The organism is Pseudomonas sp. B392_1p, assembly GCF_052245235.1.
In the GTDB taxonomy this organism is placed as follows: Bacteria; Pseudomonadota; Gammaproteobacteria; order Pseudomonadales; family Pseudomonadaceae; genus Serpens; species Serpens gallinarum.
In genome coordinates this window covers 58,864-70,670 of sequence record NZ_JBQPXM010000007.1, presented here as the reverse complement: position 1 = coordinate 70,670, position 11,807 = coordinate 58,864, and the positions used below count along the sequence as shown (strand labels likewise).

The 11,807-nt window shown below is 54.4% G+C and carries 11 protein-coding genes; 2 read left to right on the top strand and 9 right to left on the bottom strand.

Annotated features, from left to right (window positions below; all coding sequences use genetic code 11):
• Nucleotide 1 precedes the first annotated feature (1 nt).
• The 7 genes from gmd to ACTV8E_RS11745 form a co-directional block, all read right to left on the bottom strand.
• Nucleotides 2-973: a GDP-mannose 4,6-dehydratase gene (gene gmd, locus ACTV8E_RS11775; protein WP_443199627.1), complete on the bottom strand. Its 972-nt coding sequence runs from the start codon at nt 971-973 to the stop codon at nt 2-4.
• Nucleotides 974-1,105: 132 nt separating this feature from the next.
• Complete coding sequence (locus tag ACTV8E_RS11770; RefSeq protein WP_443199626.1) at nt 1,106-2,014, bottom strand: GDP-mannose 4,6-dehydratase; 909 nt, start codon at nt 2,012-2,014, stop codon at nt 1,106-1,108.
• A 29-nt stretch (nt 2,015-2,043) separates the two neighbouring features.
• Nucleotides 2,044-3,186 (bottom strand): acyltransferase family protein, encoded by a 1,143-nt coding sequence (locus ACTV8E_RS11765; protein ID WP_443199625.1) that lies wholly within the window; start codon nt 3,184-3,186, stop codon nt 2,044-2,046.
• Nucleotides 3,187-3,304: 118 nt separating this feature from the next.
• Nucleotides 3,305-4,129 (bottom strand): class I SAM-dependent methyltransferase, encoded by an 825-nt coding sequence (locus ACTV8E_RS11760; RefSeq protein WP_443199624.1) that lies wholly within the window; start codon nt 4,127-4,129, stop codon nt 3,305-3,307.
• A 47-nt stretch (nt 4,130-4,176) separates the two neighbouring features.
• On the bottom strand, nt 4,177-5,061 hold the full coding sequence (locus ACTV8E_RS11755; protein WP_443199623.1) for a class I SAM-dependent methyltransferase: 885 nt from the start codon (nt 5,059-5,061) through the stop codon (nt 4,177-4,179).
• Nucleotides 5,062-5,063: 2 nt separating this feature from the next.
• Entirely contained in the window at nt 5,064-6,620 is a 1,557-nt protein-coding gene (locus ACTV8E_RS11750) for a glycosyltransferase (protein WP_443199622.1), read from the bottom strand.
• Entirely contained in the window at nt 6,617-8,062 is a 1,446-nt protein-coding gene (locus ACTV8E_RS11745) for a glycosyltransferase (protein WP_443199621.1), read from the bottom strand. The genes ACTV8E_RS11750 and ACTV8E_RS11745 overlap by 4 nt, the downstream gene beginning before the upstream one ends.
• 594 nt (nt 8,063-8,656) lie before the next feature.
• Here ACTV8E_RS11745 and ACTV8E_RS11740 point away from each other — a divergent pair.
• Together ACTV8E_RS11740 and ACTV8E_RS11735 are read left to right on the top strand one after the other, a co-directional pair.
• Nucleotides 8,657-9,367 (top strand): phosphoribosyltransferase, encoded by a 711-nt coding sequence (locus ACTV8E_RS11740; RefSeq protein WP_443199620.1) that lies wholly within the window; start codon nt 8,657-8,659, stop codon nt 9,365-9,367.
• Nucleotides 9,354-10,022 carry a dienelactone hydrolase family protein gene (locus ACTV8E_RS11735; protein WP_443199619.1) on the top strand — a complete coding sequence of 223 codons (669 nt, stop codon included), beginning with the start codon at nt 9,354-9,356 and terminating at the stop codon, nt 10,020-10,022. The genes ACTV8E_RS11740 and ACTV8E_RS11735 overlap by 14 nt, the downstream gene beginning before the upstream one ends.
• Before the next feature lie 9 nt (nt 10,023-10,031).
• On the opposite strand, the gene ACTV8E_RS11730 is transcribed toward ACTV8E_RS11735, so the two are convergent.
• Together ACTV8E_RS11730 and ACTV8E_RS11725 are read right to left on the bottom strand one after the other, a co-directional pair.
• Nucleotides 10,032-10,592, bottom strand: coding sequence for a phosphoribosyltransferase family protein (locus tag ACTV8E_RS11730; RefSeq protein ID WP_443199618.1), 561 nt, complete (start codon nt 10,590-10,592; stop codon nt 10,032-10,034).
• Nucleotides 10,593-10,681: 89 nt separating this feature from the next.
• Nucleotides 10,682-11,803: a CapA family protein gene (locus tag ACTV8E_RS11725; RefSeq protein WP_443199617.1), complete on the bottom strand. Its 1,122-nt coding sequence runs from the start codon at nt 11,801-11,803 to the stop codon at nt 10,682-10,684.
• Nucleotides 11,804-11,807: the final 4 nt, after the last annotated feature.

Sequence of the window (11,807 nt, the reverse complement as noted above, 5' to 3'; positions counted from 1 at the left end):
CTTACTCCCGGTCAACGCGGCGTAGATCGGCTTCCATCATCATTTGAATCAAAGTAGCCAGGCTGGTCTTCGGCTTCCAGCCCAGCTGATGTTCAGCCTTGGCGGGATTACCCAGCAGCACGTCAACCTCGGCTGGACGGAAGAATTGCGGATCAATAACGACATGATCCTCATAGTTCAAGCCAACATGCTCGAAGGCCAGTTTGCACATATCCCGTACGGTGGTGGTCACGCCGGTGGCTATTACATAATCATCGGCCTTTTCTTGTTGAAGCATCAGCCACATGGCTTCGACGTAATCACCCGCAAAACCCCAGTCGCGTTTGGCATCGATATTGCCCAGCCGTAACTCTTTTTGCTTGCCGAGCTTGATACGGGCTGCCGCGTCGGTCACTTTGCGCGTCACGAACTCGATTCCGCGCAGCGGCGACTCATGGTTAAAGAGGATGCCGCTGGAGGCATGCAGGTCAAAGCTTTCGCGGTAATTGACCGTGATCCAATGGCCATACAGTTTGGCCACACCATAGGGGCTGCGCGGATAGAACGGCGTGTTTTCATCCTGGCGTTCGGCCTGGATAAGACCAAACATTTCACTGGTCGAGGCTTGGTAAAAGCGCGTTTCCGGCGCGAACTGGCGAATGGCTTCGAGCAAGTGGGTTACGCCCAGCCCGTCCACGATACCGGTCGTCACAGGCTGATCCCACGAGCTGCCCACAAAGCTTTGCGCACCAAGGTTGTAGACTTCTTGCGGCCTGGATTTGATTACGGCGCGTTGGATGGAGCATGCGTCCGCGAGGTCGCCGTCGTGATAACGCACCTCACCCTCAATGCCCAACTCACGCAAACGCCAGCGGGTATCACTGCTGCGCCGGGCTACCAATCCATGTACTTCATACCCCTTATCAAGTAACAGCTTGGCCAGGTAGGCGCCATCTTGGCCGGTCACGCCGGTAATCAAAGCAACATTAGACATTTCTTATTTTCCTTGTTTTCCTTGCTGCATGCTCAGTAACTGTAATAAGTCGTTATGCTTGGCAAACTATCCCGTGATCTAAAGTTTCAAATTCGCATATTAGGTAGCACTAACCGGTGATTAAGTAAAAATTTATTGTTTTCGGGATTCCCAATCAGCAAGCACGTCCTGCAAGGTATCCTTGATCGGCGTGAAAGGTTTCCATCCAGTTTCCTGTTGTAATTTATCCGAGCATCCGACCACGCGCCGCTGTTCTGAACGGCGCATGCGATGAGGATCTTGGACTAATTCAACTTCAACGCCTGCCAAATTGGCCATTTCTGCGATTAAATCTCGAACACGTAGACCAATACCAGAGCAGACGTTATAAACCTCCCCACTTCGGCCGTGCTCAAGTAAATAAAAGTAAGCTTGAATAACGTCTTTGACATCGAGAAAATCACGAGTTACCTCGAAATCTCCTGCCTCGATTGCTGATGGTTGTGCGCCTGTGCGCACTCGAATCAACTGACGAGCGATGCTAGGGATAACAAAAGCATCGCTCTGGCTGGAGCCCGTATGATTAAAAGGGCGAGCGATTATGACACGCCAGGACTCTGTATAACCCCATTGCAGACAAAGAATTTCTGCGGCGAATTTGCTTACTGCGTAAGGGTTGCGGGGCCGTGGAATGCGGCTTTCTTTAATGGGTAATTCGGTTTCAGGAACCTGGCCGTAAACATCACCCGAACTAATATAGAGAAATGTGCCGTTGAAACCGTTGGTCTTGAGCGCCTGCAGCAGGTTGAGGGTGCCTATAAGATTTACCTCAAGCGTGCGCTGGGGGGTGCGAAAGGATTCCGGTACGAAAGTCTGCCCGGCTAAGTGTAAGACGGCGTCAGGGCAGGCCGCGCACCAAGTAGTCAGGGTTTCTGGCTGGGTCAGATCGTAGTGGTCGGCTGGAAGTACTAGTTCCCATGCGGCATTTTTGGACTCCAGGTGGGATTGCAAATGGCGGCCAACGAAGCCACTAAGGCCGGTGACTAGTAGGCGTTTCTTCAACTGGATTTGCTCCCTATTCAAGTATTTTTTTACTTAACAGATGCTTCGGTTATAGTCTGTTTTTTACAATCGAAAGTTCTATATCTTTCTAATTCTCTACGAGCTTTTTCTTGAAATGGAAGCTCTACATACTTGAAGCAAAGATCCGCAGAGATAAACATTAGTATTGATGAGCAGGTAATAGAGAATAGCAGCAGGGATTGACCAGTAAGTGCTTCTTCGGGAAATCGATATACTATCTCCCTTGTTAAGAAAAAAGCTGGCATGTGGCTAAGGTATAGTGAATAAGAACGGTTGCCGATCCAGCACATAAAATGATTGGCCCGGCCGGCTCCAAAAAAGCAATTCTGATTCATTGAAGCAATATAAACTAAAATCCCAGATATGAGTGCTACTATCTGGTAGCCAAGGCGTTCCGAGGTAATGTTAAGGCTCGGGTTTTGGACGGTCATGAGACATAAAAAAAGTAAAGCTATTAAGAGTTTGGTTTTATTTGTAGTGAAAATTTTAAAGAAGGTCTGATAGTTTTGGCTTTTCGAGTACCAGCCCATGACAACGCCAAGGGCGAGACCTGTCATTCTAAAAGTTGAAGGCAGAGTGATTGAATCAATAGTTATCTGGGAGATTATGAAGATTGTTAGTAGGTGTGGTGTAAATTTTCTGAAAATTAAAATTAAAATCGGCATTATTATATAGAATTGTTCTTCTAGTGATAGGCTCCAGTAGACTGTTGTGGGGCCGCACTCAAAGAACCCATAGCAGTTTCCGAAACGAATATTTGCAATGTTAAGGACAGCTGCAATCGAACCCTCATAGGCTGCGCGAAAGCTACCAAATGATCCCGATTTATTTAAGGTTAAAGTTAGAATGATAATTATCGTTAGCCATAGCCAAGCTGCCGGAAATATACGGTAAGCGCGTTTTAACCAAAAGCTACGCAGTGCTTGTGGTGTCGCCTGATGTGATAGTGATGATAACAACGAGCGAGAAATAACAAAGCCGGATATTACAAAGAATAGATCTACCCCGACGGCGCCAAAAAAATAGGAGTAAAATCTTTCAAGGAATGGAGGAAGAGCTTGGATTAGGTTTAAAGGTGCATGATGTATGATCACCAAAATTATTGCGATTGCACGTAGAGCCTGAATGTCTTCGTTGATTCGGGTGGTCACTGGTTAGCCTCTTCCCAGAAAAGAAGGAAAGTTTAAGGAGCCCATAGTTAGAAGATATTGATAAATTTTTTCTGCTTCTCGTCGCAGGCTGGCAATGTCTCTTTACGCGATTCGCCAGCTATAGCTTACGCGCAATAATCGCCTGACTTTTAGGCATGGCTTCATCCAGCGCCTTCTTGATACGTGGACCGTCAGGCGTGGAAAGCAATAAATTCCAAGTGGATGTCCATGACTCAAGCAATGGATGCCAAGGGGGCGACAGGTCTTGTTTGCAGGCCCAGAAGAAGAACCACCAGATCGACCAGTAGAATCCGTAATCAGCTCGTCGCTCGATAATCAGACCGGCTTCTTCGATAAGGTGAGTAAATTCCTCCCGCTGAAAAACGCGGATATGGTTTGGATGCTCGAAGTAGGCGGCTGGCGCTAGTTTCTTTTGCACGCTTTCGCCTAGAGGGTCCGGGACAGTGATCAAAAATTGGGCGCCCGGTTTGGCCACGCGTACCAGTTCGCGCATGAACTGCGCCGGATCAGCGACATGCTCCAGAACTTCCATAGCGATCACTTTATTGACGCGGTTATCAGGCAGTGGAATGGGGTTGGCGTCCGTTACTAGTGGCAGGATAGCTCTTGCTGGAGAGCCTTTGAGCATGGTTTCAATAGCGGCAACTTTGTCAGCATCAATATCAGCGAAGATCACTTCGGCGCCGCGCTCCGCGCAGAACGATGCAAACGGACCATCACCGCAGCCGATATCTAGGACAGAATCCTCTGCATTGATTGGAAATCCTTCGAATAATTCCCCATCCTCTCGGCGAAACCAGCCACTCAAATAGGCATCGGTCAAGGTCGGGTCGTTGAGTGGGATGGCAGACTCCTGAGACGCCGGAGCCAAGAGGGAGGAGGTCCCTTTTACGAAGATAAGTTGTTTCAATCGTCGAAGCATCCTGCCTTCCTTAGAAGAAGTTCAGTGCATGTGTGGGTAATCAGTGCTCAAGCTGGCTTTCGAGCAATAATCACCTGGCTTTTGGGCAATAACTGATCAAGGGCCTGCTTAACTGGGGCTGCTTCTGGCATTTGGATTATTTGGTGCCAGAGCTTGGCCCAGTCGTTCAGCAGCGGTGGGTAAGGCGGTTGCACGACGTCATGTGAAGTGCCCGTCAACTCGGCGCCCGAAGCTTTGGCCAATGCCCAGTAGAGAAACATCCAAAAAGTCCAAAAAAAACCAAATGAATCGCGCTGGACGATCTCTAGACCGGCTTCACTAACCAGGCGGGAAAATTCATCCCGTTCAAACACATGGATATGGTTCGGCCGTTCAAAGTAATAAGCCGGAGCGAAGTTTTTTTGTATGTTTTCAGCCAGGGGATCTGGGACTGCTAGTAGATAAAGCGCACCGGGCTGTCCTACTCGCACCAATTCGCGCAGAAAAGCCGCTGGATCCTCGACGTGTTCGAGCACCTCCATGGAAATAACTCGTGACATGCTGTTGGTCGCCACCGGCAACGGCATGCTATCGGACACGAAGCCTTCAGCTTTTCGGGCTGGGGTAAGCGCTACCCTGGCTTGTAGTGATTCGATTTTCTCGGACGCTACGTCTGTAAAGGTCACCTGTGCGCCACGATTGGCGCAAAACAGAGTGGCGCCACCTGCACCGCAGCCGACATCAAGTACGCAGTCTTCGGCGCTGATTGGGAAACCTTTGAAAAGTTCGTTACTTTCTCCCAGGTACCAGCCGCTCTGCACGGCGTCGACCAGACCGCAGTCCCGTGAATCGACGAAATCCGGCTGGCTAGAAACTTCTGCCCAGATTTCCTCTGTACTCCGAGGATCGGTTTGAAGGCCTCCGAGGCGACGAAATAAATCGAACTGATTCATAGTCAATACGCCTCGTTGATTTGAAGGAAACGTTGGAAATTGCTCTTGGCGGTCGCCTGTGAGCAGTGCTTGCGCATCCGTTCAATCGCGGCGGCTGACATCTGGGCGTAACGTGCAGGCTCTTTTAGTGCGCAGTGGTATGCGGCGCGATACGCATCGACCAGTGACGACCAGTCAATCTGGTGTCGCAAGGTTCGGTAGGCCAGGCGAGGATCGTGGGACCAGGCAGTTGCATCCAGCCAACTGTCCACAACAAACGCTACTTCGCTATCGATATAGTCGAGCATCGCCGAATGGCGTGGTGCTACGGCGGGCTTGCCACAGGAGAGAAATTCCATCAGTGGCAGGCACTGTCCTTCACCATGCGAGGCATTAACCACGAAAGCGCTGGCACTGACTAGGGTGTCGAATTCCGCTTTGTCGAGAAACCCTTGCAGCAAGATCACGCGGCATTGGAAGGCTGGCATTCGTGCCATGCACATCAGCATGTCATTCATCGCGGATTGATATTCATGATGGCCTAGCTTGAACACCAGTGTTGCGTCTGCACATTCCTTAAACGCAGCGCAAAACGCCGTGAGCATATCGACCCAATTCTTACGGCCATCATACGGATTGAACAAGGCGGTAAACACGACGCCTGACAATTCAAAGCTACATTCGCACAATGGCCATTCCATGGCAGGCAATTCTACTCCGGACTTTGGCAGCGCAGCAGGTTCAACTTGATTGTGTGGTTCGAGCCGTTGTGCCTCGGTTGCTGTAGCCAAATTTATCGTTGGTGATTCGCTTGCCTGAACTGATTCAGGAGTGGGTGCTTTCAGGCCGGGTAGGAGAGGGCGCAATACCTGCAAATACCACTCACCTAAATAGCGCCGGGTGATTTTAAGTCGTGATTGTTGCGGTAGGGGCAGTTTCCTGTGTTCAGTTGGAGTGCAGGCGGTTTTGGCATCTCGTGCTGCTGCGACAGATTTGGCCACGGCATTAAGACCCGGCATATAGTGCTCAAGGGCTACATCATGAGTGTCTAATACTACGCCTTCGCGCAATTGGATTTTTATACCCTGGGTCCGCGGCAGTTCGTTCGGAAATTCACGTAGTGCCTGGAATTTGTCCCATACCGGTGAAGGGATGGAAGTAATTGGGAAGGTCTCGCCCAGCTCGCTCTTGACTGCTTGGACTGTGAGGCCGGAGTGGGTAATCCCACGGCCACAATGCGTCAGGACATGGCTCCAATCCTGGTTCATTTCGTCCAGCCAGTACTCATTCGGAATGCTGTCAAACTCCCAGGCGAAAACCGGGATTATCGGACAGCGTAAGTTCAGAGGTGTTTTGTGCGGCGGCGAGAAAGACAAGAACACACAGCGCTCGCCTCTGGCGTAAGCCGCGTCGTATAGCGGATCGACTTCCGTTTCAGGGTTTTCGACAATCTGTACTTCGCCTATCTGGCGGAGAATGGGAAGAAAGTCGCGCAGAACAAAGTAATAGCTGTATTCAGGTAAGCCGAGACTTTCGGCAATGCATTCGGCAGTGACTTCCGAATAAACCAGAAATCTCATGCTTTAACCCCCGATAAGCAACCTTCAGTATCCAGCACCTGTTGCAGGAATCTTTCGAGCGGTTTGCTGACCTGTTCAACCGAAGCGAAATAACGCATCTGCTGGTACGCTTCGCGAGACATTTCCTGATACTGAGAAGGGTTGTCACGAGCCATTTGATGGCTACTGTGAAAGGCCTGCATCAATGATTGCCAGTTGAGGCGATGCCGGTGGGTGAACAGCATCCCTGTGGGGTCATGCGGCCAGCAGGTCGGTTCAAGTGAATGCTTAAGTACAAAAGCCAGTCGCTCGTTTACATAGTCGGCCATCGCGGTATGGTCAGGCGCAATGGCGGGCTTTCCGCTTGCCAGAAACTCCATCAAGGGCAGGCAAAGTCCTTCACCAGACGAGGCATTGACATAGAAATCGCTGGCACGAATGAGTCCCTGGTAGTGCTCATCCTCCAGAAAACCATGCAGAACCAGAACACGGCACTGAAACGGGGCCAAGCGCGACAGCAGCGTCATCAACGCTACGCGATAAAACTCGAGGTCGTGGTGAGTCATTTTGACGATCAGGGTGGTCTCGTCGGAGTGTTTGAACGCCCAGCAGAACGCAGTAATCAGATCGATCCAGTTCTTGCGGCCGTCGGCCGGATTGAGAACGGTGGTGTAGACGATTCCTCGGACCTTAATGTGCTGCGGTACTTCAGGGATAACCTGTCGTTGCGGTGAGGTCAGAATGGCGTCATTTGAATCGGTAGAGTGACGAATCTCTTTCCACCAGTCTTTAACAAGCGTCATGCTGAGTCGCCATGCTTCCAGCAAAGGTTTTGCCTGAAAGTGCCTAGCCGGAGGCTGCGGCATCACAGTCTCTTGTATAGGAGTTTCATCCGCCTTGCGTACGAGGCCATCTGCAGATAACCCTAATAGAGGGCTGTCGATTACGATCCCGGTGAAGGGAAACTCCCGCTCTCCACTGGTGGAAGTACTATTGATTGATCCTATTGCTGCAAAGCGATCCCAAACCGGTGCGGGAAGAGACGTAACAGGGAAATCATCTCCCATAGCCTGCTCCACCAACAGTGCCGCTTCGCGGCTGGTGGCAATTGCGCCGTGGCTGTGGGCAAAAACATAACGCCAATCATTCTGAGGATTACTATCCCAAGCGACCGAAGGCAGGCTGTCAAACTCCCAGGCAAAAAGCGTCACCGTAGGGCAGGGAAGATTGAGCGGAGTTTGATGCGGCGGGCTGAAGCTGATGAAGATGACCGCTTCGCCCTGGGCGGTATAGCTGGCGTGCAAGGACTCGATTTCGTCCGGCGATTGCACCTGGATTACCGTGCCTACCCGCTCCAGCGCAGGCAGGAAGTCCTTCATCAAGAAGAAATAGCTGTACTCAGGCTTGCCCAGCGATGCTTGGATATTGGCGCTGCGAACTTTTGAACTTATTAGAATTATCATTTGAACCGCTATGTACGGCTGGATAAAAGCACGCCGCTACTTAGCAACGTGGCCTATCAATTATTATTTTTAAGCAGCCAAGCTTTTTATACTGATTCGCCAACATTTTGGCAGCTCGATGGCGGCTGCGCGGAATGCCTTGGTGATCAGGTAAGCGGTATAGCACCAGTATTTTGCTCGGGTTGCAAGAGCGCGCTGAGCTTCTATCGCGTGACCAGATAGTCAGTTTGTAATTTTTGCTGCCGTTGTCTTGTTTCGGCTCTAAAGCGGGCATTCCAGACACATGGGCGTAGGGCTGGGAAGGCCTTGACCGACCAATCTGTGGGTGAAAAGTGCTTCGGTGAATGGCCTGGTTGCTGTATGGGGCAGTCGGCCGAGACTGTCCTCGGTTTGGTTCCCGGTCACCACTAATGCTGATACCTGCGTGTGCAGGACTGTCGGACGGAGCCTGTAGGGCTCATGCGTCTTCTATGCTGTAAAAACGACTGCGCAGCAAGTGATTAATATCCGCAGCCACTATCCATGACTAGGCGAGGTTTGCAGGGTTGGATGTAACCTCGCACTCATCCTGACCACTCATTCGAGGGTTGCCGGATGGCCCGTTACACGTCTTCACTGGAAATACCCATTCCCGACCGGGTCGCCGCTGGGCAGGCGTTGGTCGGGTTGTTGGACGGCCACCGAGAACGATCCGACGCCATTGTGCTGGCCTTGCCACGAGGCGGTGTGCCGGTTGCCTATGAAATTGCCATGGCGCTGAATGTGCGCCTGGATCTGATGCTGGTGCGCAAGCTGGGTGTGCCGGGGCATGCTGAACTGGCCATGGGAGCGATTGCCAGTGGTGGGGTGCGGGTGCTCAATCACGACGTGATCCGCGCGCTCCGAATTGGGGATGCAGCGGTGGAGGCCGTGGCCAATCAGGAGGCCGATGAGCTGTTGCGCCGCGATCAGGCCTATCGAGCCGGCCGGCCAGTACCCGCCTTGCATGACCAGTGGGTGGTGTTGGTAGATGACGGTATCGCCACCGGGGCGACCATGCGCGCCGCAGTCCAGGCTGTGCGTCAACAGGGCGCTGCGCACATCGTCGTTGCGGCGCCCGTGGCGCCCCCCGATACGCTGGCGCAGCTGCGGATCGAGGCCGATGAAGTGGTCTGTCCGTTGGCTCCCGACGACCTGATCGCCATCGGTCGCTGGTACCGGGACTTCACCCAGGTACCGGATCAACACGTTATCGAGCTTCTGCAGCGCGCCTGGCAGCGCGAGTGCGAACAAACCGCAGGAGGTAAGTCGGATGCGAGCTTGTGAAGCAATGCCCTTGTTCCTGACGCTGAGCGATGCCGGGCTGGCGGCAGATCTGTTGCAGCCGGAGAGGGCCCAAGGGTTGGTGGTCTTCGTGCATGGCAGCGGCAGCAGCCGGCGCAGTCCGCGCAACCAGCAAGTGGCACATTATTTAAGCGAGAGAGGGCTGGCGACGCTGTTGTTCGACCTGCTCACCGAGCAGGAACAGCGCATCGATAATGTCACTTACGAAATGCGTTTCGACATCCCGTTGCTGTCGCGGCGCATCATCAGCGTGATCGACTGGCTGGGTTACGACCACGAATTATCTGGCCTGCACCTGGGACTATTTGGGGCCAGCACGGGGGCGGCCGCGGCGCTGGTGGCCGCAGCGGAGCGGCCGGATGTGATTCGTGCGGTGGTTTCCCGGGGTGGGCGTACCGACTTGGCGGAGGAGTCGCTGGGCCGGGTTGCGGCGCCCACCTTGCAGATTGTTGGCGGCGAAGACCCGGAGGTGCTGCGCCTGAACCGCGAAGTCAGCCAGTGTCTGCATGGGGAGCAGCAGGTGCAGATCGTGCCCGGTGCAAGTCATCTGTTCGAAGAGCCCGGCACGCTGAATGAAGTGGCGCGGCTGGCCGGTGATTGGTTTACGCGGTTCCTCAACTCTCCTGCTGAGCGGTAACAGGTCAGCTCAGTGCGTGGCACCGTGGCGCCAGACTTCGATGCGCAATTGGTCTTCATAAGGCGGCACGTGACATTCCACGACATCGTCAGCCGCGACCTGCAAATGCACGCCGACGATGTCGGCTCGCACAGGCTGGCGGCACGCGTGCCGGTCGACCAGCACCGCTGTGCGCACCTCGGTAGCCCCCAGATGGGCCAGGTAGGCGCAGGTGCGCAGCAGCGAGTGGCCTTCATAGAGCACATCGTCGATCACCAGCAAGGGCGTATTGGCCAGATCCAGTGCGGCCAGTTGCGGGTTTTCAGCCAACAGCGTGTGTGGATGCAGCAGGCTGAGATCGTCAGCGTAGCGCTTCACTTTAAGCGGGTAGAGCGGCCATTCGGGTTGCCCGGTCAACTGTGCCAGATGCTGCAGAAGCAGGCGGGCCAGCGGCTCGCCGCGGCGCAGGATACCGACCAGCGCAGCCGGTCGGTCGCCAAACAGAATCGCCGCGTGGTGCGCCATGCGCCGCAGTACATCATCGACTTCCTTGGCGTCGTACAGGCAAAACCGTTGAACAGGGTTGGGCATGAGGCTTCTCCATGGCAATGGCAGCGGCTTAACCATAGCGCGCCGGGCGTGATGCGCCTGTTGGTGCCGTCCGGTTGGCTGTCGTCTGGTCAGGGCATCGGCCAATCCAGGGTGAAAGCCCGGTCACCGCTGTTATGAAGACTGCAGCCCAAGCGTGCACATTCGCGCTCCAGGGTGTCCTGTACCCATCGACGGTCCTCGCCCTCGGCCCACTCCAGGCGCAGGCGCCGCCGGCGGGTAGGCAGCAGCTCCAGCGCCAGCAGGCGGCCTTCATTGTCCAGGTCGGCGAAATACAACAGGCCGAGTTCGCCGCGATAGGTAGCGTGGCCTTCGATGCCTTCGTAGTCGTTCAACAGGTCGCCGCAGCCATAGAGAATCAAACGCTGGCGATAGACTTCGATGCCCTTGATATGGTGCGAAGAATGGCCATGCAGCACGTCCACACCAGCATTGTCGATCAGTGCATGGGCGAAGCGCCGCTGTTCTGCAGACACGGCAAAATCCCAGTTGCCGCCCCAGTGCAACGAGAGGACGACACGATCGCCGGGCCGTTTCCGGGCAGCAATGCAGCGGGCGATGCGCTGTACGCTGTGCATTGAGAGGTCATCCAGGCGGGCCACACCCGGGCGATCATCACGGGCCGCCCATTCCGGCGGCACGCCGCAATCGCCGGTGGCGAAGGCAAACAGCAGCAGACGTCGTTCTCCCGGCAGCGCCAGGATGGCCGGCGCCTCGGCGCTGCGCAGGTCGCGCCCCGCGCCGGCATGGCGCAGGCCCTGAATGCCCAGGTGGTGGAGGGTGTCGGCGAGGCCGGTCTCGCTCCAATCCAGCACGTGATTGTTGGCCAAGGAGCAAGCGTCGATGCGGGCGCTCATGAGCACGGGCAGGTTGGCCGCGTGCATGCGGTAATGAATGCCCTTGAGCTGCGGCTTGCCTCGGCGGGTTACCGCCGTTTCCAGATTGACCAGGCGCAGGTCCGGTTGGCGTTGACTCAACGCCCCCAGCGCCACGCCCCAGACATAATCGAATTCCACCGGCCGGGGCACTGGCCCGTTGCGCCGTTCCGCCAGTTGCACATAGTCGCGGGCATCCTTGACCCAGGGTTCGTAGAGCCTGGGGTTGCCCGGGTGCGGCAGGATCTGATCAATGCCACGGGCCAGCATCAGGTCGCCGGTCAGAAACAGTCGGCATTGTTGTGCGCTACCTGACATGGCA

Bases quoted from the DNA above. Each gene is read 5' to 3' on its own strand.
- gmd (WP_443199627.1), bottom strand. From the start codon at position 973: ATGTCTAATGTTGCTTTGATTACCGGCGTGACCGGCCAAGATGGCGCC.
- ACTV8E_RS11760 (WP_443199624.1), bottom strand. From the start codon at position 4,129: ATGCTTCGACGATTGAAACAACTTATCTTCGTAAAAGGGACCTCCTCC.
- ACTV8E_RS11755 (WP_443199623.1), bottom strand. From the start codon at position 5,061: ATGAATCAGTTCGATTTATTTCGTCGCCTCGGAGGCCTTCAAACCGAT.
- ACTV8E_RS11750 (WP_443199622.1), bottom strand. From the start codon at position 6,620: ATGAGATTTCTGGTTTATTCGGAAGTCACTGCCGAATGCATTGCCGAA.
- ACTV8E_RS11745 (WP_443199621.1), bottom strand. From the start codon at position 8,062: ATGATAATTCTAATAAGTTCAAAAGTTCGCAGCGCCAATATCCAAGCA.
- ACTV8E_RS11740 (WP_443199620.1), top strand. From the start codon at position 8,657: ATGGCCCGTTACACGTCTTCACTGGAAATACCCATTCCCGACCGGGTC.
- ACTV8E_RS11735 (WP_443199619.1), top strand. From the start codon at position 9,354: ATGCGAGCTTGTGAAGCAATGCCCTTGTTCCTGACGCTGAGCGATGCC.
- ACTV8E_RS11730 (WP_443199618.1), bottom strand. From the start codon at position 10,592: ATGCCCAACCCTGTTCAACGGTTTTGCCTGTACGACGCCAAGGAAGTC.
- ACTV8E_RS11725 (WP_443199617.1), bottom strand. From the start codon at position 11,803: ATGTCAGGTAGCGCACAACAATGCCGACTGTTTCTGACCGGCGACCTG.